18 protein-coding genes and 1 pseudogene are annotated in these 20,410 nt (G+C 64.4%); 6 read left to right on the top strand and 13 right to left on the bottom strand.

The annotated features are described in order from the left end of the window. Positions 1-11: 11 nt before the first annotated feature. The 3 genes from mfnA to C446_RS05475 all read right to left on the bottom strand — a co-directional run bounded on the left by mfnA (position 12) and on the right by C446_RS05475 (position 4,195). A complete protein-coding gene (mfnA, locus tag C446_RS05485; protein WP_006672080.1) occupies positions 12-1,172 on the bottom strand; it encodes a tyrosine decarboxylase MfnA in 1,161 nt (386 codons plus the stop codon). A 248-nt stretch (positions 1,173-1,420) separates the two neighbouring features. After that, positions 1,421-3,766: a phosphoenolpyruvate synthase gene (ppsA, locus tag C446_RS05480; RefSeq protein ID WP_006672079.1), complete on the bottom strand. Its 2,346-nt coding sequence runs from the start codon at positions 3,764-3,766 to the stop codon at positions 1,421-1,423. Positions 3,767-4,000: 234 nt separating this feature from the next. Beyond that, a complete protein-coding gene (locus tag C446_RS05475; protein WP_006672078.1) occupies positions 4,001-4,195 on the bottom strand; it encodes a cold-shock protein in 195 nt (64 codons plus the stop codon). A 436-nt stretch (positions 4,196-4,631) separates the two neighbouring features. On the opposite strand from C446_RS05475, the gene C446_RS05470 reads away from it, so the two are divergent. Next, entirely contained in the window at positions 4,632-5,633 is a 1,002-nt protein-coding gene (locus tag C446_RS05470) for an ABC transporter permease (protein WP_006672077.1), read from the top strand. Positions 5,634-5,693: 60 nt separating this feature from the next. Here C446_RS05470 and C446_RS05465 read toward each other — a convergent pair whose 3' ends face one another. The 6 genes and pseudogenes from C446_RS05465 to rpl7ae all read right to left on the bottom strand — a co-directional run bounded on the left by C446_RS05465 (position 5,694) and on the right by rpl7ae (position 9,400). Next, a complete protein-coding gene (locus tag C446_RS05465) occupies positions 5,694-6,749 on the bottom strand; it encodes a M48 family metalloprotease (protein ID WP_006672076.1) in 1,056 nt (351 codons plus the stop codon). 244 nt (positions 6,750-6,993) lie between these two features. Beyond that, positions 6,994-7,720 (bottom strand): annotated as a pseudogene (locus tag C446_RS17840) (IS6 family transposase). A gap of 282 nt (positions 7,721-8,002) precedes the next feature. Next, the gene (gene ndk / locus C446_RS05460) at positions 8,003-8,470 is read right to left on the bottom strand and encodes a nucleoside-diphosphate kinase (protein WP_006672074.1); all 468 of its coding nucleotides are present in this window, start codon (positions 8,468-8,470) and stop codon (positions 8,003-8,005) included. Continuing rightward, a complete protein-coding gene (locus tag C446_RS05455) occupies positions 8,467-8,799 on the bottom strand; it encodes a 50S ribosomal protein L24e (RefSeq protein WP_006672073.1) in 333 nt (110 codons plus the stop codon). Before C446_RS05455 ends, ndk begins: the two co-directional genes overlap by 4 nt. Before the next feature lie 3 nt (positions 8,800-8,802). After that, on the bottom strand, positions 8,803-9,027 hold the full coding sequence (locus C446_RS05450; protein WP_006672072.1) for a 30S ribosomal protein S28e: 225 nt from the start codon (positions 9,025-9,027) through the stop codon (positions 8,803-8,805). 10 nt (positions 9,028-9,037) lie between these two features. After that, positions 9,038-9,400: a 50S ribosomal protein L7Ae gene (rpl7ae, locus tag C446_RS05445; RefSeq protein ID WP_006672071.1), complete on the bottom strand. Its 363-nt coding sequence runs from the start codon at positions 9,398-9,400 to the stop codon at positions 9,038-9,040. A 344-nt stretch (positions 9,401-9,744) separates the two neighbouring features. On the opposite strand from rpl7ae, the gene tmcA reads away from it, so the two are divergent. Beyond that, positions 9,745-12,105 (top strand): tRNA(Met) cytidine acetyltransferase TmcA, encoded by a 2,361-nt coding sequence (gene tmcA, locus C446_RS05440; protein ID WP_006672070.1) that lies wholly within the window; start codon positions 9,745-9,747, stop codon positions 12,103-12,105. Between the two features lie 9 nt (positions 12,106-12,114). On the opposite strand, the gene C446_RS05435 is transcribed toward tmcA, so the two are convergent. After that, the gene (locus C446_RS05435; RefSeq protein ID WP_006672069.1) at positions 12,115-12,852 is read right to left on the bottom strand and encodes an SDR family NAD(P)-dependent oxidoreductase; all 738 of its coding nucleotides are present in this window, start codon (positions 12,850-12,852) and stop codon (positions 12,115-12,117) included. 128 nt (positions 12,853-12,980) lie between these two features. Between C446_RS05435 and C446_RS05430 the strand changes: the two genes are divergently transcribed. The 3 genes from C446_RS05430 (at position 12,981) to C446_RS19860 (ending at position 14,599) form a co-directional block, all read left to right on the top strand. Then, the gene (locus C446_RS05430) at positions 12,981-13,652 is read left to right on the top strand and encodes a hypothetical protein (RefSeq protein ID WP_006672068.1); all 672 of its coding nucleotides are present in this window, start codon (positions 12,981-12,983) and stop codon (positions 13,650-13,652) included. 80 nt (positions 13,653-13,732) lie between these two features. Beyond that, positions 13,733-14,218 (top strand): DUF456 domain-containing protein, encoded by a 486-nt coding sequence (locus C446_RS05425; protein ID WP_006672067.1) that lies wholly within the window; start codon positions 13,733-13,735, stop codon positions 14,216-14,218. A 222-nt stretch (positions 14,219-14,440) separates the two neighbouring features. Continuing rightward, positions 14,441-14,599 carry a plastocyanin/azurin family copper-binding protein gene (locus tag C446_RS19860; protein ID WP_006672066.1) on the top strand — a complete coding sequence of 53 codons (159 nt, stop codon included), beginning with the start codon at positions 14,441-14,443 and terminating at the stop codon, positions 14,597-14,599. 43 nt (positions 14,600-14,642) lie between these two features. On the opposite strand, the gene C446_RS05420 is transcribed toward C446_RS19860, so the two are convergent. Beyond that, positions 14,643-16,358 (bottom strand): glutamate--tRNA ligase, encoded by a 1,716-nt coding sequence (locus C446_RS05420; protein WP_006672065.1) that lies wholly within the window; start codon positions 16,356-16,358, stop codon positions 14,643-14,645. 223 nt (positions 16,359-16,581) lie between these two features. On the opposite strand from C446_RS05420, the gene C446_RS05415 reads away from it, so the two are divergent. Beyond that, positions 16,582-17,109 (top strand): hypothetical protein, encoded by a 528-nt coding sequence (locus tag C446_RS05415; RefSeq protein WP_006672064.1) that lies wholly within the window; start codon positions 16,582-16,584, stop codon positions 17,107-17,109. Positions 17,110-17,749: 640 nt separating this feature from the next. Here C446_RS05415 and idsA3 read toward each other — a convergent pair. Beyond that, positions 17,750-18,805, bottom strand: a complete 1,056-nt coding sequence (gene idsA3, locus C446_RS05410) for a geranylfarnesyl diphosphate synthase (RefSeq protein WP_006672063.1) — start codon at positions 18,803-18,805, stop codon at positions 17,750-17,752. A 1-nt stretch (position 18,806) separates the two neighbouring features. Continuing rightward, a complete protein-coding gene (locus tag C446_RS05405; RefSeq protein ID WP_006672062.1) occupies positions 18,807-20,156 on the bottom strand; it encodes a ribonuclease J in 1,350 nt (449 codons plus the stop codon). Between the last annotated feature and the right edge of the window lie 254 nt (positions 20,157-20,410).

The raw sequence follows: 20,410 nt of genomic DNA, 5'->3' as shown, positions 1-20,410 counted from the left end.
CGTTGTCGGGTTCAGTCTCCTCGGCTACCGGCGCGAACGCCGGCTGCAGCGCTCGATTCAGCCGTGAGCCGGTCCAGGTCGGCCAGGAACACCTCGAGTCGCTCGCGGGTGACGTGGGGCATACAGACGAACCGAACCCGCTCGTCGTCTCCCGTGCGGGAGAGACGCCACCCTTCCTCGCGAAGCGCCTCGAACAGCGACGTGGGAAGCGACGCCGCGACCAGCGGGAGGACGGGGTCGACGACCTCGTAGCCGCGATCCTCGAGTTCGCTGGCGAGCCACTCGGCGTTGTTCTGGGAACGAACGTACTGGTCCCGGTAGCCGTCGGGCCACAGCTCTTCCATCGCCGCGACGGCGCTTGCGACCCCAGCCCCCGACCGGGTTCCGGTCAGCGTCGCCTGCGAGGTCGACTCGAGGTACGGCGTGTCGACCGCGAGTTCGTCCAGCAACGCGGCGGAACGGACGAGCAGCCCGCCGGCGGGAACGGCTGCCTGGCCCATCTTGTGTGGGTCGATCGCCATCGTATCGACCGCGGCGTGGCCGAAGTGCCACTCGTGGTCGGTAAACGGGAGCACGAACCCGCCCCAGGCAGCGTCGACGTGCAACAGCGCGTCGACCGAGTCGGCGATCGCCCCGAGTTCCGGGATCGGGTCGACCCGTCCGTACTCGGTCGAGCCCGCGACGCCGACTACCGCAGCCGTGTTCTCGTCGACACAGGCCCGGACGGCATCGAGATCGACCCGGCGGGCCGCGGTCGTGGGCACGACCTCAAGGTCGATCCGAAGGAGGTCGGCAGCCTTGTGAAAGCTGAAGTGAGCGGATTCGGGGACGACCACGGTCGGGCGGGCTCGACCGGAGCCGTCGTCGGCCCGCCCCCGTGCGATCCGGAGTGCCTGTACGTTGGCCTCCGTGCCGCCGCTCGTGACGTATCCCGACGGTCCCTCGCCGTGCTCGCCGTCTCCGTTTCCGTCCCTGCCGGCATCGATCTCGAGGCCAGCGATCTCGCCCAGTGTCGCGATCGCGTCGTCCTCGAGGTCGGCGACGGTGCGGTACGTGCCGGGGTCGCCGGGATTGGTCGCGAGGAACCGTTCGGCGGCCTCGCGGGCTGCCGGGTGTGGCTCGGTACACATCGAAGAGAGCACCCGGTCGAACGACTGTGGCTCGGCGCGCATGTTACGGTAAACGTGAATCCGTCGGATATTCGTTGCGTTTGCCTGCGGCGAAAGGAATGGCAAACTGCGGTCGCCGTCGCGTCCCTCCAAGAGTTCACTGACGGGTCGGCTTCACGTCTCGGTGCTCCCGTGGAGAGATCGCGGTCGTCCCGATCGCTGCGTTGATTAACCGACCAATAGTCACGAAAAACGACGGAAGCGAAGAGTGAGAAACCGCCGACGGTCAATTCGGCAGCGTCGAGCCGGAGTCAGCGTACCGAATCGAGCAACAGCTTCTGCTCGACGCGCTTGACCTCGTGCTGGACGTCGCGTACCGCGTCGATGTTCGCCGAAATCGAGCTGATCCCCTCGTTGACGAGGAACTGGACCATCTCCGGCTTGGAGCCGGCCTGGCCACAGATGCTCGTATCGACGTCGTGCTCGCGGCAGGTCTCGATGACGTCCCCGATCAGCCGCAAGACGGAGGGATGAAGCTCGTCGAAACGGTCGGCGACGTTCTCGTTGTTTCGATCGACCGCGAGCGTGTACTGGGTCAGGTCGTTCGTCCCGAACGAGGCGAAATCGATGCCAGCTCCGGCCATTTCCTCGACGGCCAGCGCGGAGGCCGGCGTCTCGATCATCACACCCCACTTGCGCTTCTCGGGATCGATACCCGCCTCGCGCATGAGCGACTTCGCACGGTAGACATCCTCCGCGTCGTTGACCAGCGGGAACATGAGCTCGACGTTGTCGTAGCCCATCTCGTAGAGCCGGCGGAACGCCTCGAGTTCGTGGGCGAAGACGTCGGGCCGATCCAGCGAGCGTCGGATGCCCCGGTAGCCAAGCATCGGGTTGTGCTCGTCGGGCTCGTCCTCGCCACCCTCGAGCTGGCGGAACTCGTCGGTCGGCGCGTCGAGCGTTCGCGTCCGGACGGGACGGGGATAGAACTCGTCGGCGACACCGCGGATACCATCGACGAGCTGGTTGATGTAGGCGTCTTCGCCTTCCTCTTCGATGAACTTCGCGGGCGTCCGGTTCAGCGAGAGGATCATGTGCTCCATCCGGAGCAGCCCGACGCCGTCGGCTCCGGTCGCGGCGGCACGCTCTGCAGCTTCAGGAATGGAGACGTTGACCTTGACCTCCGTCGCGGTCATCGGTTTGACCGGCGACTGCGGGCGGACCTCCTCGACCGGCTCGGTTTCCTCTTCGGGCTCGACTTCCTCGCCTTCGAGGACCTGGCCCTTGTCGCCGTCGAGGGTGACGACCTGGCCGTCCTCGAGGACGGTCGTCGCGTTGGTCGTGCCGACGATCGCGGGAACCCCGAGTTCCCGGGAGACGATCGCGGCGTGGCTGGTCATGCCGCCCTCGTCGGTGATGATCCCAGAGGCACGTTTCATCGCCGGCACCATGTCCGGCATCGTCATCTCGGTGACGATCACGTCGCCCTCACCGACTTTGTCGAGATCGTCGAGTTTCTCGACGATCCGGGCGGCCCCGCTTACCGTGCCGGGGCTCGAACCCAGCCCGTCGACGATGACGTCGCCGGAGTCGGCCGCACTCGCTTTCGAGTCCGTGGCCGTGCTCTGTGTGGCCGTCGAGCCGCTGCCGTCGGTGACCCCTTTCGTTGGATCGACACCCCCCTCGGTGGGATCGGCGGCTCCCTCGCCGTCGCTTTCGCTGATGGTCGTGATCGGGCGCGACTGGAGCATGTAAACCTTGCCGTCGGCGATCGCCCACTCGACGTCCTGGGGATCGCCGTAGTGGTCCTCGACGCGCTCGCCGAGTTCGACGAGTTCGTCGATCTCGTCGTCGCCGATGACGCGAGCCGTCCGCTTGTCCTCGGGCACCTCACGCTCGACGGTTTCACCGGTCTCGTCGTCTTTGACGTGCATCACCTTCTTCTCGGCGACGGTCACCTCGAGATCGTCGTCGTCGCGGGGGACGACGTAGTTGTCCGGGGAGACAGCCCCGGAGACGACCGCTTCTCCCAGTCCCCAGGCGGCCTCGATGATCATCGTCGGATCGCCGGTCGACGGATGGCTGGTGAACATGACGCCCGATTTATCGGCGTCGACCATCCGCTGGACGACGACCGCGATGTTCACCGCGGAGTGGTCGAACCCCTGCTCCTGGCGGTAGTAGATCGCCCGCTGGGTGAACAGCGAGGCCCAACACTCCCGGACGCGGTCGAGCAGGTCCTCCTCGGTCACGTTCAAGAAGGTTTCCTGCTGGCCGGCGAAGGACGCGTCGGGTAGGTCCTCCGCGGTCGCCGACGAGCGGACGGCGACGAACGCCTCGCCGTCCCCGACCTCGCGATAGGTGGCGAGAATCTCCTCACGGAGTTCGTCCGGGAACGGTGTCTCGAGGATCAGTTCCTGTGCGCGGTCGGCCGCCGCCGACAGGGCTGTGGAGTCCTCGACGTCGATGTCGACGGCCTCGAACAGTTCTTCGTCGATCTGGGCTTCTTCGATGAACGATCGATAGGTCCCGGCCGTGACCACGAATCCGGGCGGAACGGGCAGTCCCGCACCGGTAAGCTCCCCGAGGGAAGCGCCTTTGCCGCCGACCTTCTCGAGGTCGTCGGCGCTGATCTCGTCCAGCCAGAGTACAGCCATTGCTATGTGGGAGGTCAGTAGACCGGATAAAGAAGGTTGCGAACGGTCGTCACGAGTCGTAACTCGGCTATGAATGAGTTTCTCGGCAGCGTGGCGATATTCGCGCTCGCGTGTCGACTCACGGAGGTATTTCGAGGTCCGAAGTACGATCGCGAGCGTCGTCACTCGTGATCGATTACGGGCGTCGAAAAAACGTCCCACAGTATCGCCTAGCGGCGATACGGCCGGGACTGATTACTGCCGAACGACGTTCGTCGCGCGGGGGCCCTTGGGGGCCTGTTCGATGTCGAATTCGATCTCGGTTCCTTCGGTCAGATCCTCGCCGCCAACGTCCTCCATGTGGAAGAATACGTCGTCGTCGGAGTCCTCAGTCTCGATGAAACCGTAACCGCCAGTGTCGTTGAAGAAGTCAACCGTACCGTTTGCCATTGCGACTAAACGAAATCACGATACACGGTTAAGTGTTTTGCAATCGTATCGTGATTCCCGGAGTTGGTGAACAGATGTTTTCTATTTTGTGTTCTAGAGATAAAGACCCCACCTGTGGTCAGGTATTCGGCCGACCACTTCCTTTTCGTCGGTTCGAACCGAAGGAACCGCTGTTTCGAAAGTTTCGGTGCTGGTTCCCGGTTTGGGCTCCCGCAGGCTCGGCCCTCGTCGGAGTAGATTTTTTGTGCAGCGCTCTGTACCGTTGGCCGATGTTCCCCGCGCCGAGCTCACCCCGGAGGCACCGCTCCCGTCCGGTCTACCGGTTCCGTCGACCGACGGCTGCTCATAGTCGCGATCGAGCCGCCGCCGACGGTCGCCGCCGCGAGCGACCACTCCCACTGAACGGAGGGGGTCTCGAGCGCGGTTCGACGGCCAGGTGATCGACGTGACGTTCCTACATGCCATCCTCAAACGGATCGCACTCGGGTTCGCGGCGGCGTGGGCGGTTCTGACGGCCGTGTTCGCCGCGTTTACGCTATCTCAAGACTGGATGGAGCAGACTATCGAAGGGACGATGCGGTTCGGGGGCGCGGGCGAAGCCGAGATCGAGGTTGCGATCGACAGCTATCTGCAGGCCCACGATCTCGATCGGTCGCTGTGGGCCCAGTACGTAGACTGGATGGGGAACATGCTCACGCTCGACTGGGGTGAGTCCCTCTTCGTCGAGTCGGAGATGCTGACGGGCGAGACAGCGCCGAACCTCTACGAGTCGGGCGAGCCGGTGTTCCCGATGGTGATGGAAGCAACCGCTCGGACGGCGGCGTACGTCCTCCCGGCGATCGCTCTCGCGGTCACGGCGGGGCTGCTCGTCGGGCTTTACGTCGCTATCAACCCCGGGAGCCGACTCGGCAATGCGAGCCTGGGTTCGGCGTACCTCCTCTTTGCTCTTCCGAACTTCTGGGTCGGCGGAATACTCGTTTCGCTGGCCGCTGGCGGTGTCATCGCCGACTCGCCGCTGCTTTTCGATCACGCGCTTCCGATCCTGTTGACGGCGACGACGCTGCTTGGCGGCTACGTGAGCTACGCGCGGGCCCACTCACTCGAGTACGCCGCCGCGGAGTTCGTGAAACTCGTCGAGGCGAAAGGAGCGAGCAACGTTCGCGTCGCACGGCACATCCTGCGTAACTCGGCGATCCCGTTCGTCTCGATGCTGTTTACCGAGGCCCTCGCGTTGCTCGTGCTCGCGGTGTTCGTCATCGAAACGCTGTTCGGGATTCCCGGCTTCGGTATGCTGCTGTTCGAGGCGGTTCACCTGCGTGACCTGCCGGTCGTCCTCGGATGCATTCTGGTCATCATCGCGGTCGGCATCGCGGGGAACGTCGTTCAGGACCTGGCGTACGGCAGCCTCGATCCGCGGGTCGACACGGGACGGCGCTGAGTCGGTGGCTCGCTTTCGGATTCTTCTCCTCCGTTCGGACAGCCACACCCCCCAACCGAGCTACGCCGATGGGTCCGGCCGTCGCCCGCTCGTTTCCCGGTCCTGGTCTCGCTCCCGTGCTCGAGCCGACAGTGCCTCGATCCGCTCCTCGGTCGGGGGATGTGTTCCGAACAGCCACCGCTCGAGTCGGTGCAGCCGCGTCCGGAACCACCAGTACGACGGCTCGGTCTCGCCGTCGGGTCCAAGCATGACCTTCTCGAGTTCGCGTGGCTCGAGGGGGAGGATCGACAGCGACGAGACCCCGGCAGCTTCACGGAGGTCGCGAGTCGGAGTCTCCGCGATGTCGTGGTCCAGACGACGTAACGCGCTTGCGAGCGCGGCCGGCGAGCCGGTGGCCTCGGCGGCCGCACGATCCGCGGCTCGCTCTCTGGCCCGGGAGAGCCGTGCCGAAACGGCTCGGCCGACCACCCAGACGGCGGTCGACAGGATGATAAAGGGGACGGCGACGAACGCGATTGCAGCGCCGTTGTCGGTTTCCTCTCCGTTCCTGTTTGCCCGGCCCGCTTTCTGTCGACGGGCTCGATCAGGCGTCGCCAGCCGATCGAACCTGGCTCTCAGCCCCCCGGCGAGGACGACCGGAACCGACACGAGCGTCATCACCATCGCGTCGCGGTTCTTGACGTGGGCCAGTTCGTGAGCGATCACCGCCTCGAGTTCGTCGTCGGTGAGGGCGTCGATCGTCCCCAGCGACAACACCAGCCGGACGTCGCTCGGCCGGAAGCCGACGGCCATCGCCTCGGGTGCGTCGCGGTCGGAAACGGCGATCGTCGGGACGGGTACGTCGAGCTGGGCGGCAATTCGGGTAGTCGTCTCGTACAGTTCCGGTGCCGTCTCGCGGTCGACCCGATGGGCGTCGGCCAGCCGCTCGATCCGACGTGGCTGGCCGTACTCGAGGTAGCCGATCGAGCCCAGCGTCGCGGCTGCGACGACGGTGGCGAGCCAGGCAGCCGACGTGCCGGGACTGGTGACGATGGCAAACAGCAGATAGAACACGCCCCAGACGCCCGCGAGGAAGACGGCGGCGACCGCGAGGAGACCGCCGACGGCCGCGAGCATACGGAGCTGTAAACCAAACGGTCGGGAGGGCAAGGGCATGGCGTAGTGTCCCCATCCGACCCCATCGTCAAAAAACCTGACTCCTGTCGATCCATCGTGTTTAGTTAAGCGAATTCCACCAGACTGCGAAGGCTTGCAGCCATGTTTCAGCGGTGGCTGGATCGACGTGACTAAAGCTANCCGGCAATCGATGGCCTCGTTTCGTCGACGGTCACGCCGGCGGCGTCTCTCGAACCCATCGTGTTTAGTTAAGCGAATTCCACCAGACTGCGAAGGCTTGCAGCCATGTTTCAGCGGTGGCTGGATCGACGTGACTAAAGCTATTGCTGAATGAGGATGTGCGTCGTTTTATCTCCCTAAAGACACGTTCGACGGCGTTCCGATTTCCGTGACGTTCGGTTTGAAATCGGAGCCCGGCTCGTTGCAATGCAGCCGCTAGATGGTGTGCTTGATCGACGAGAAACNGCGTTCCGATTTCCGTGACGTTCGGTTTGAAATCGGAGCCCGGCTCGTTGCAATGCAGCCGCTAGATGGTGTGCTTGATCGACGAGAAACACGGCGTCAGCGATGTCATGTTTCTCACGAAGCTCTCGCAGAAACCGTTGAGTCAATGCCGTTGTAGTCGTTGTAAAGAGCTGCATATGCAAGAAATCGTTCGTCTCGGGATCGACAGCAGCGTACAGCCAGAACTGTTGACCGTTGATTCGGATCACTGTCTCATCGACCGCAACGTGATCCGGACTCGCGTCGCTGGCGGGCTGTAGATCGGCTTTCTGCACCCAGTCGTGGACAGCTTTCAGCGACCGTTCGACACCGAACTTCTCAAGTTCAGAGATGGTATTCGAAAGCGATAACCCCGCAAGATGGAGTCGAATACCCAGTTCCATCAGACGACGCGGTGTCCGCTCTCGCTCCACAAACCCTAATTCGATCCAGTCGCTACAACCACTGAGGCGGGCGATTTTCGCCATGAACCAGCTGAAAATCACCCCGCCTCATCCTTCAGCCTTAACTAAACACGACCNCGATCCAGTCGCTACAACCACTGAGGCGGGCGATTTTCGCCATGAACCAGCTGAAAATCACCCCGCCTCATCCTTCAGCCTTAACTAAACACGACCACCGAAATCGATACCCGTATTAAATGAGAGAGAAGAAATCGAAATTATAACTCGGCCTCAGACCTGTTAGAAGTCAATTCCGAAACCCGAAAACGGCAACCGAACGGCGAACGGCGAAAGGCGAAACCGGCGTTACTCGTAGAGCCACTCGGCGTCGTGCTGATCGTAGTCGATCAGTTCGTCTTCGTCGAAGTGGATCGCGATTTCGCGTTCGTTCGCGCCCTCGTCCTCGTGGTCGGCCGCGTGGACGACGTTCCGACCGAGATCGAGCGCGTAGTCGCCCCGAATCGTTCCGGGGTCGGCCTCGAGCGGATCGGTCTCGCCGATCATCTGGCGGACCTGGCGGGTCGCGTCCTGGCCCTCCCAGACCATCGGGACGACCGGGCCCGAGGTGATAAAGTCGACGAGGTCGTCGTAGAACGGTTTGTCCTCGTGTTCGCTGTAGTGCTCTTCGGCCCGTTCACGGGGCATGTTCTCGACCTTGATACCGACGAGTTTGAGCCCGCGGTCCTCGAGTCGAGAGACGACCTCGCCCACGAGACCACGTGCGAAGGCATCGGGCTTGACCATCACGAAGGTGCGTTCGTGGTCGTCGCTCATTGAGCCTCACCTTCGGCTTCTTCGGCTTCTTCAGCCTCTTCTGTCTCATCCTCGTCGACCGTTTCGTCTTCGGCGACTTCGGTCTCCTCTTCGAGGTCTTCGTCCTGCTCGATTTCCTCGTCGGCAGCCGTCTCGTCGTCCGCGGGACCTTTTCCGGCGCGACCCTCTTCGGTCCACTCGAGGTCGCGGGGTTCGCGGCCGAGCTTGTAGTTCTTCTCGGCTTTGGAGTCGACGAAGTGGAGCACGGTACCGTCGTTTTTGACGTACATGATGCCCGTGCCGGGCTCGATCTCTTCGCCGGTGTAGTCGCAGGTTCGTTTCTCGACCATTGGTTACTGACCTCCGATGGCGTCCGCCTCGCGGGCGGTCTCACGAAGCTGGAGCACGTCTCCTTCGCGGACCGGCCCGAGGCAGTTTCGGGTGATGATACGTCCCTGGTTCTCGCCCTCCTTGATTCGGCACTTGACCTGCATGGCTTCACCGTGCATGCCGGTCTTGCCGACGATCTCGATAACCTCGGCGGGCGTGGAACCGTTTTCTTCCTCTTCAGCACTCATCTCTGATCACCTACTCGAGGTCCTCGACCTTCTCGGCGATGTCTTCGACGTCGCCGGAGGCCTCTCCGGCGTCGACGATCGCCGCGGCGGCCGAGCCGACTTCGAGACCGGCAGCGTGGCCGACGTCGTCCTGGGTCTCGATGAAGACGACGGGGATTCCCTTCTCCTCGGCGAGGTCCGGGATGTGCATGACGATCTCTTCGGGGGAGACGTCTTCGGCGACGTAGACGAGCTCGGCGTTGCCGCGCTCGATCGCTTTCGTCGTTTCGTTGGTTCCTTTCTTTACTCGTCCGGTGTCTCGTGCGACCTCGAGCGCCTCGAGGGCGTCGTCTGCGAGGTCGGCTGGGATGTCGGTTGTGACGTAGACTGACATTGGTTGTTCACCTCTCCTACGCGTGGGCTCGCGCTCCCCTGCCGTTCGGGCCGGTCCGTATACGGTACGTCCCGCCCTGGCCGGGATCGACCCGGCGGAGGTCCTGTGAGGCTAGGAGCATCATCAACCCCGCGTAGGGTGTACTACGGAGTAACGTTGCCCCCCTTAAAAGCGTGTTCAAACGCGCGAGGGGGTGAGATACGTACGCACGGTCGACACTCCGACGTGTCCCCGGCGAGGTCGAACGGAACCGGGTTCGCCGGCTCGACCACCGGAACCGCTACGCTGTCGCTCGAGGCGTGCCGTTCCGATGCCTATTACTCTCGAGACCGCAACGCCGAGTTATGGAGACGGACGTCGCGGCGCTCGCGACGGCGCTTGCCGACGAGGCGGCCGAGACCGACGAGCGGCGACTACTGGTTCTCGCGGGCGATAGGGAACGGGGGTACGACGCTCTCGAGTCGGTCCTCGACGTGGTGCCCGCGCCAATCACGCGTACGACGCTCGTCGGTCCCGAAGACCGCCTTCGCTGCGAGCAGGTCGAACAGGTCCACGCCGGTGAACTGCTCGGGACGACTCGAGACGTCGTCGCACTCGACGCCCACGACGGACTGCAGCCGAACGCGCTCGGAACGGTCGTCGGGGCGGTCGACGGCGGCGGACTCCTGGTTGTGCTGACGCCACCTCTCGAGGACTGGCCCGACCGACACGGCGCGTTCGACGAGTCGCTTGCCGTCCCGCCGTCTACGTTGTCGGACGTGACAGGCCGGTTCCGACGACGACTCGTCAGGACCCTTCGGGAACATCGGGGCATCGCGATCGTCGGCCTCGACGACGACCGTATCGAGGACGACGGACTGATCGAGCCAGCACCGAGAACGGTGCAGAACGCCGACTTCGAGGGGGAGACTCCGTCTGACGTACGGTTTCCGACTGCCGCCTACGACGCCTGCCTCACGGCCGACCAACTCGAGGCGGTCGAGGCGTTCGAAGCGCTGCGCGAGGTAAATAGCGGAGACGAAGCCGGTGGTGCGGACGCCCGCGCGGTCGTCCTCGAGGCCGACCGCGGGCGGGGGAAATCCAGCGCTGCGGGTATCGCGGCCGGCGCGTTCGCCGCCGAGGGGGCGGACGTACTCGTCACCGCGCCCGACGCTCGAAACGCCGCCGAAGTCTTCGACCGGGCCGGCGATCTCTGTGACCGACTCGACGCCGCCACGACGATCGCACAGCGACGCGTCGAAACGACCGCTGGCGGATGCGTTCGCTATCTCGAGCCCGCTGCCGCCGTCGAGGTCGTCGAGGAGGCAGACGTCGTAATCGTCGACGAAGCCGCCGCGTTGCCCGTCTCGCGACTCGAGGCCTGTCTCGCGGCCGACGCCGTCGCGTTCGCGACGACGATCCACGGCTACGAGGGTGCGGGACGGGGCTTCTCGGTGCGGTTCCGAGACAGGCTCGCAGACGGCGACCACGAGGTGATCGACCGGACGCTCGTCGAGCCGATCCGGTACGCACCAGGGGACCCGCTCGAGGTGTGGGCCTTCCGCGCGCTGTTGCTCGACGCCCGGCCACCGGCCGCGCAACTGGTCGCGGACGCCGACCCCGAAACGGTCGCGTACCGACGGCTCGAGCCGGACGACCTCCTCGCGGACGAGCACCGCTTACGGGAAGCGTTCGGCCTCCTGGTGCTCGCCCACTACCGAACCGAGCCCAACGACCTCGCGCGACTGCTCGACGCGCCAAACCTCGAGGCTCGTGTGCTCCTCCAGGACGGGCACGTCGTCAGCGTTGCCCTGCTCGCCCGCGAGGGGAGGCTCTCGCCGGAGACGCGATGTGACATGTACGAGGGCGGCCGCGTGCGCGGGAACATGTTACCGGACGTGCTCACGAGCCAGTTGCGGGACGAATCGGCGGGCGAACCGGCCGGCCTGCGAGTCGTCCGCATCGCGACTCACCACGCGGTCCGATCGCGTGGCCTCGGCTCGGAACTGCTCGAGCGCGTTCGCGAGGAGTTCGCGGGAGCAGGCCCAGGCGGCCGTCCGGGCGGGGACGCCGTCGAGCCCGTCGACTGGCTCGGTACTGGCTTCGGTGCCACCCCCGGATTGCTCGAGTTCTGGGCCGAAAACGGCTACCGGACGGTTCACCTCTCGACTACGCGAAACGACGCAAGCGGGGAGTACTCCGCGCTCATGCTTGCACCCGTCACAGAGGCTGGTAGGCGGCTTCACGACCGTCACGCCGCGGACTTCGCCCGCCGGTTCCCGGCGTTGAGCACCGACGCGCTCGACGACCTCGAGCCCGACGTGGCCCGGGCGGCCCTGCGTAGCGTCGACGCCGACGCTGCACCCGAACTCGCGTTGACCGATCGCGAGTGGCAAATCGTCGCCGGCGCGGCTTACGGTCCGGGACTGTTCGACGTCGATCCGGGACCGTTCCGGCGGTTGGCCCTCCGGTACTTCCTCGACCGTGACGGCGGCCGAGAGGGCCACTCGTCGAACGCACCTCTCACCCCGCGGGAGGAACGGCTGCTCGTCCTGCGCGTTCTCCAGGGGTGGGACTGGCCCTCGGTCGCCGATCGGCTCGAGTACCCCTCTGCTGGACAGTGTATGCGAGCGCTGGGCGAGGCGTTCGAGCCCCTGGTCGATCGGTACGGAATCGACCGCGGCGTCGACGTGGCACTCGAGGTACGAGACCGGTTCGCCGACTGAGAGCGGAGATCAGGACAGCACGCGCCGAAGAACGGCGTTCGGGAGCAACGACAGTGCCCACGCGACGAGTCGCCACCGTCGTGTGACGTACGCGTGGGTCTTTTTCTTGCGGATCGCTCGCGCGATCTGTGCGGCCGCGGTCTCCGGCGAACACTGCCAGAACGAGCCGTAGGACATCTCGGTGTCGACGAACCCAGGTTCGATCGTCGTGATCGTCACGTCGGCGTCGCTGCCTGCCTGCCGAGTCCGCAGCCCCTCGAGATAGGTCGAGACGAACGCCTTCGAGGCGTTGTACGCCTGGGTCCCGCCGTTGCCGAACCGGCCCGCGACCGAGCCGATCCCGACGAGATGGCCGTCGCTGGCACTCGCGTGATCGGGTCGCGTCTCGAAATACGAGAGCGCCGCGGTCGCGATCGCCGCGAACCCGCGAACGTTGACGTCGATCGTTTGCCGCTCCGAGGCCCACTCGAGGTCGTAGTTGAGATCGGCGACGCCGGCACTGAGAACGACCACGTCGACCGAGGGCATCGCCTCCGCGAGTTGGAAAAAGCCTTCGCGGGCGTCTTCGGGGTCGGAGAGATCCATCGTCGCGACGTAGGCGCTGGTCGGGAGTTCCGAGCCGATCCGTCTCATCCGGTCAGTTCGTCGGGCCGCCAACCCAACCGCGTAGCCGTCCTCTGCGAGTTCTCGAGCCAGGGCCTCGCCGATGCCCGACGACCCACCGACGACGATCGCTCCCTTTGCCATAGATTCACCTTTTTCGACGAGAACATAACAGTGCTGGTCGGCGACGGACGTGGTGGGTCGGCTTCCGTCTCGCTGCCGAACAGGTTCTCTAACAAATATTTATGTGGCCTCCTCGAGAGCGTTCTGACATGTCCCTGCCCTCCAGCCACCGAGCCACCCTCGGTCTCGTCGTCCTGGTACTGGCGTTGCTCACGTTCACCGTCGTCGGCATCGCCGGCACGCCGTCGCTGTCCGCGACGGAGTTCGACCCCGGGACCGATCACGGGGAACTCGCGACCGCTCCGAGCGTTCACGATGCGGACAACGGTAGTCCACCCGCGGACGAAATCCGGGACGCGTTCGAGGTCGCGGCCACCGACGGATACTACGAGGGCACGATCGACAACGCGTCAGGGACCTACTCGTTCATCAGGGACGACCGCTACGAGTTCGTGCTCGTCGACGGGGCGTTCTACGAGTTCGAGGCCGACGTCGACGGGGAGTCGGTCGTCATCGAAGCCGAGGAACGGACACCAGAATCCCTCGCGGACGAACTCGCGGTCAGCCTCGAGAACGCTGCCGAACCCACACGAGAGGCGATCGAGACCGGCGACCCCGTCGAGTACCCCGGCAGTGACGGATTGACACCGATCGTCGTGGACGACGGGACGTACTACGCAGTGACGCTCGGGCCGCCGAAACACGGATCGAACCCACTGTCCGGAGGGGTGGTGCTGTTCTCCGCCGGAGCACTGGTCGTCGCCATCGCCGCTCTCACAGTCGGTGGATGTTGGCTTCGCCGACGGCGGCAAGCGGATTGATCGAGACCGGACCGGCTCGTCCAGCGCCTCGGACCGGGAGGAGCGACAGGGCTTTGGCTCGATCCGTCGTTCGGTCGAGTATGGTCGAAGTGACTGCGGTCGTTGCAGTCGCGCTTCTCGTCGCCGGCGTCGTCGGGACGGTCGTACCGCTCGTTCCCGGCGGTCTCTTCTCGCTGTCCGGGCTCGTCCTCTACTGGTGGCACTCCGGGTTTACTGAGCCCGGAACCGGCACGTTCGTTGCTCTCGCGTCACTCGCAGTGGTCACCCTGTCGATCGAGTTCTTCGGCGGCTCGATCGCCGCACGCGCCGGCGGCGCGTCCTGGGAGACGACCGGTGCCGCCGCAGTCGTCGGGCTCGCACTGATGGTCGTGTCCGGACCGATCGGCCTGCTGGGAGGGCTTTTCGGCACCGTTTTCGCCCTCGAGTACGTCCGCGGCGGTGATCTCGACGGAAGCGCTCGGTCGGCGGTCTACGCGACCCTCGGCGTGCTCGCGTCGACGGCAGTCCAGGTCTTGTTGACCGCGTCGATCCTGTTTGGCTTTCTCCTGGCGGTGTTCGTTCTGTGACGCGAACCGGCGACGAAACCGAACCCGAAGACGACGAGTGGACCGACGCCGAGACCATCAGACTCCGGGAGAGATGGACGCCTGGAGCGGCGTCGAACCCGACCCGATCGCCGACGAGGCCAACCCACGCTCGTCCTCTTCGAGGGCGAGCCGTACGACCTGATCTGAGAGAACCTCGACGGGGCCGGACACAACGTCGAGGTCGTCGACGGGAGCGACGACGTGGTCGACAGCTACGAAACCGAGCGGATGGGCGAAGCGGGTGAGACACAGACCCTCGAGGTCGACGAGCTGACCGACGAGATGGCGGAGTATCGCTGCCGGCCACACGAGGGACAGATGCGGGGCGAAATCGAAGCTCGGTCGACGGAGAACGGGTGAGTGCGATCGGGTGCGCAGCTACTCGGCGCGTTCGTCGAACGGATCAGGGATGCGTGTAGTAGACGACGGTCTCGTCGTCGTGGCGGTCGATCCGGGCGAACCCGACGCGCTCGAACTGGACCAGTTCGTCGCTCTCGAGGTCGCCGACGCCGGGTTCGGCACGGCCGGACACGTCGCCGTCCATCGTCCGCATTCGGACGGGGACACTCTCCTCCGCAGGAGCCCAGTGGACCACGTCGACATCGCCCTCGCGGACGACCTCGATGTCTTCGCCGGTGTACTGGAGCGTATCGCGGGTGTACTGGAAACAGCCCAGCCCCTTGAGCCAGAGACGTTCCTCGCGGTTGGGGAGGTCTTCGGCCTCGAGGAGGACGGCGTCGCCGACCGGAATCTCGCGGACGCCGCGCTCGGCGTGGTCCGGATGCAGCGGCGGGTTGGCCTCCTCCGGCGGACTGCCGCCGAGGGGAAGCTCGGTCCCGTCGCGGACGAGGAACCGGCGGTCGGTCTCGTCGTCGATCAACTCGCGGTTGTTGGCGTAGATCGAACTCATCGCCAGATCGACGTCGCTGGTCGAGGTGCCGAGTTCGACCATGGCGTCGACGATAGCGTCCCCCCGGATGCCCCGGCGACGGAGGCTCTTGAGCGTCGGCGCGCGTGGGTCGTCCCAGTCGTCGAGGTCGTCTTCCTCGATCAGTTCCGAGATGGTAGAGGTGCTCATCTTCACGTCGTAGGCATCCAGCTGGACGTGGCCCCAGTGGACGACCTCGGGATACTCCCAGTCGAAGTAGTCGTAGACGAACTGCTGGCGTTTCGCGGAGTCCTGGAGGTCGATCCCGCGGATGATGTGCGTGACGCCGGTCAGCTGGTCGTCGATCCCCGACTGGAAATCCAGCATCGGCCAGCAACGATACTCGCTGGCCTCCTCGCGTGGGTGTGGAGTGTCGATCATCCGGAACCCGACCCAGTCCCGCAAGGCGGGGTTTTTGTGCTCGATGTCCGTCTTCACCCGCAGGACCATCTCGCCGCTGTCGTACTCGCCGTCGACCATCGCCTCGAACTCCTCGAGGACCGTCGCTTTGTCCTTGTCGCGGTGCGGACAGGCCTCGCCCGAGTTCTTCAGCTCGGAGAACTCCTCGCCTGAACACGAGCAGGTGTAGGCTCCGCCGAGGTCGATCAGTTCCCGAGCGTGGTCGTAGTATGTCTCGAGTCGGTTGCTGGCCTTGTAAACGGCATCAGGCTCGAAGCCCAGATACTCGAGATCGTCCAGAATCGAGTCGTAGGCCTCGAGGTCGGGACGTTTGGTCTCGGGGTCGGTGTCGTCGAAGCGGACGCAGAACCAGCCGTCGTAGCGGTCGCGGTAGGTGCCGATAACGGCGGGCATCCGGGCGTGGCCGACGTGCCACGGGCCGTTGGGGTTGGGTGCACACCGCATCCGGACCTCGTCGTACTCCTCGGCATTGGGAAGGTCCGGTAGAGGGTGTTCGTCTTCTTCCTCTTCGGCCTCGATCTCCGCGAGTTCCTCGGGTGCGAGTTCCTCGAGGCGCTCGCGTTTCTCCTCGTAGGAGAGGCCGTTGACCCGACTTACGACGCCGCCGATGACGCCGGGTATCTCGTCGCCGTGTGGGCGAAAGTCGGGGTTGTCACCCATCAGCGGCCCCATGATCGCACCGACGTCGGCGTCGCTTTCGTGTTTGACGGCGTTCAACAGCGCGTGTTTTTCGGCCTCGCGCTCGACGCGTTCGCGTAGTTCGTCGTCCATTATCGAGCGCTATTCGTGCCCCGACCAAAACCCCCGCGGTGTCGGGTCACCGTCTCGGTCCAGGTACCTCACCAACCACCCCCCTCATACGGATTGCTGCACCGATGTCCCAGTGCAACCGTGCACAGTCGCGGGTATACCGGAACCGACGTACAGCAAACCGTCTCACTCCGTCGCCGAAACCCGACCCAGTTTTTTGTACTCGCGTTCTGTCAATTACCGTATGAGCCAGTCCACCCTGCCCGCCGAAGTCGACGACGCACTCGAGCGGTGTTCGTTCGGTCGCGACGAGGACGTACTGGCAGCCCCACCGGCACTCGAGGGAGTCTACCAGGTCAACACCAGCCGGGACGGGAACCCCATCTACGTGCCGCTGGTCGAAATCGATCACGAGACGACCGACGATCCCGATCTGGATACCGTCTACCGAATCGTCGCTGAAATCGTCCGTACTGTCCACCCCGTCTTTCGCGACGAACACGTCCGACACTACGACGTCGTCTTCGCCTACGGCGAGACATCGCTGTGGGACTGGGAGGGCGAACAGCGCCGCGTCGCCGTCCGCCCGCGTCAGGCAGAACGGCTGACACGCGAACCGGACTTCGGCCCGGCAGCCCTTCGGGACCGACTCGAGGAACTCGACGACGGCGACGACGAAATCCCGCCGGTTGCCTGGGGTGAGACGCTCGCCGAGTGGGAGTACTACCGCGACGATGGCGATTGGTCGATCGGGTTTATGGGTGGGATGTAGTCGAGTGACGGGATTGACGCCCGTCCCCAGAACGCTTCGCGTTCTGGTGTGCGAACGAGAGCTTCGCTCTCGTCAACGTCCCCGGAACTCGACGAGTGCCGGTCTACGCGCAAGACCTGTGGTCTTGCGAACGCCGTGAACGGCGGGATTCTCTCGCTGTTTCAAATTGAGTTCCCCACCGGCTGTCGGCGAACCACGGACTCATACGGTTTACTGTAGTCAGTTACCGCCGATCGCCAGACCGGGGTCGGCGATCGGCGGGAAATAATTACAGCAATCCGTATCAGGTAGGAGACGAACCTGACGGTGTTTCGGACGACCACCGAAGCGCCGATGACCGCAACTGCTGTTACGTACCCGACTCGAGCTGTCGCTCCAGACTGTCGGCTATTCTGGAGTCCGTCGTTGCCGTGTGAACTACCCGACCGGCAGGTGAAACAGCTCGCGTGTCTCGGGAGTGGGCCCAGTCACGAGGCCCGTCGGTACCGACGATGTCCAAGGACGTGTAAAATGAACCTACCGAGTCGGCTCGTACTGTCGGAGGACACACTGCACACACCGCTCACACTGGAGACGCCGTCGCCTTCCACGACGGGCGTCGAGACGCGATCGGGTGTGTACCGACTGTTGCCCAGTCGTCTCAGTAGCCGCGCTCGATCAGGTAATCCGCCAGATCCTCGAGCAGCCGACGCGGCTCGTTCTCGGGCAGCACCTCGAGTCGCGCTTTCCCCTGGTCGACCAGATCGCGAGCCATCTCGTTGGCGTACTCGATCGAGCCCGCCTCCTCGAGTTCGGCGACGGCGTCGTCGATCTCGGCCTCGGTGACGGCATCGACATCGTCGGTGTCGACGAGATCCGCCACGTCGATACCTTGCTCGCGGGCGTGGACGTTGATCAGCGTCTGCTTGTTCTCCACGAGGTCGCTGCCGCGTTGCTTGCCGAGTTTCTCGCTTGGAACAGTCAGGTCGAGCACGTCGTCGTGAATCTGGAACGCCCGGCCGATGTCGAGGCCGTAGCCGTAGAGGGCGTCGACGGTCTCGTCGTCGGCTCCGAGCAAAATGGCGGGCAGACACGCCGATGCGGCGTACAGCACCGCGGTCTTTTGCTCGACCATCTCGAGGTACTCCTCGGGCATCACGTCGTCACGATTTTCGAAGGTGACATCGAGCGACTGTCCCTCGCAGATTTTCGTACACGTCGTCGCGAGTACGTCGAGGGCCTCGACGGTACGATCGGGGTTTGCCCCCGTCTCGAGCATAATCTCGAACGCCTTCGAGTACAGCGTGTCGCCGGCCAGAATCGCCGTCTCCAGATCGTACTCCCGGTGGACGGCAGGGACACCGCGACGGAGGTCGTCGTCGTCCATGATGTCGTCGTGGATCAGCGTGAACGACTGGATAACCTCGACGCTGACCGCGGCGTCCATCACGTCGACCGCGTCGGTCGTCTCGTGAAGCGTCGGGAACTCGTGGTAGTCGGCCGACAGCGGCTCGACGTCGGCGAGCGCCTCGGCGGTCGTCAACAGGACGGTCGGTCGAAGCCGCTTCCCGCCGGCGTCCAGCAGGTATCGCGACGCTTCGTAGAGTCGCTCCGGACGCTGAACGGGCAACTCCTCCGGAATCGCATCGTTGACCAGTTCGCGTCGCTCGCGGACGGCCTCGAGTACTGCCTCCTCTCGTGCCTCGGAACTCGTCATATCACTCGACAAGCTGGATGAGGTTCCCGTTGCGCGAGACGTGGAGGTCTCGTCCGACCTGGTAGCCTTCGTCCTCACAGAGGTTGACGTAGTCCGACAGCCCCTTGAGGCTCTGGTGGGCCGGGATGATGTTCTGGGGCTGGAGGGCATCGAGCATCTCGTAGTGGCCCTCCTGGTTGAGGTGGCCCGAGACGTGGATGTCGTCGTAGATACGGGCACCTTGCATGCCAAGCAGCTTCTCGGCCTGGTAGCGCTGGCCCTCGTTGGTCGGCTCCGGAATGACACGTGCCGAGAAGACTACCTTGTCGCCGTTCTCGAGTTCATACGGCGTCTCGCCGCGGGCCATCCGCGTAAGCATCGCACGGGGTTCGCCCTGGTGGCCCGTGACGATAGGCAGGAAGTTCTCTTTGCCCTCGTTCATGATCCGCTTGAACGTACGGTCGACGGACTTGCGGTGGCCGAACATCCCGAGATCGGTCGGGAAGTCGACGAAGTCGAGCCGCTCGGCCGTTCCGGAGTACTTCTCCATCGAACGACCCAGCAGGACTGGCTGACGGCCGATGTCGTCGGCGAACTCGACGAGGCTCTTGACGCGAGCGATGTGACTCGAGAACGTCGTCGCGACGATGCCGCCATCGTAGTCCTCGATGCTGTAGAGGACGTCACGGAGGTGCTCGCGAGCGACTTTCTCGCTCGGGGTCCGTCCCTTCTTGCCCGCGTTGGTACAGTCCTCGATGTAACAGAGAACGCCCTCGTCTTCGCGGCCGATCTGGCGGAACCGATCCATGTCGATCGGGTCGCCGATAACCGGCGTGTGGTCCATGCGCTTGTCCAGCCCGTAGACGATCGCACCCTCGGGCGTGTGCAAGACTGGGTTGATCGCGTCGATAATCGAGTGGGTGACGTTGACGAACTCGAGTTCGACGCCCTCGTCGCCGATCGTCATCGTCTCGCCGGCGTCCATCTTGATGAGGTCGTTTTCGACGCCGAACTTCTGTTCGCCCTCGATCTGCTGTTTGACGAGTTCGATCGTAAACGGCGTCGCGACGATGGGTGCGTTGTATCGGTGGGCGAGCTTGCTGATCGCGCCGATGTGGTCGAGGTGGCCGTGCGTGGGCACGATCGCCTGCACGTCGCCCTCGAGGTCGCTCATGATCCGATCGTCGGGGATTGCGCCCATGTCGATCAGATCGAGACTGTGCATCCGCTCGGTTTCGACGTTGTCGTGGATCAGCACCTGCGAGAGGTTCAGACCCATGTCGAAGATGACGACGTCGTCGCCGGCGCGGACGGCAGTCATCTGCCGTCCGACTTCTTCGTAGCCGCCAATGGTTGCGATTTCGATTTCCATGGTTCGTTGTACTGAAAGCCGCGAGCGACTCCAGTGTCTCGAAACGGTCCGCGGACTGCTGATTTACGGCCCCGGCGTCTTACAGCGCGTCGGCCTCCCGCTATGCGCTCGGCCGCGCCGAACGCACTTGCCCGCGGGTTTCGGTATCCGTCCCTACACGCCCGGGTGTTAAAAACGCAGTGGGTTGGCCGTCCCGTCCAGAACGGACGCCACGGGACCGTCCATCGTTCCTGTACCGTCAGTATATCGTCTCG

It is taken from the genome of Halobiforma nitratireducens JCM 10879, assembly GCF_000337895.1.
In the GTDB taxonomy this organism is placed as follows: domain Archaea; phylum Halobacteriota; class Halobacteria; order Halobacteriales; family Natrialbaceae; genus Natronobacterium; species Natronobacterium nitratireducens.
Note: the sequence above shows the minus strand (reverse complement) of the source record. Positions and strands in the feature narration are given on the sequence as shown.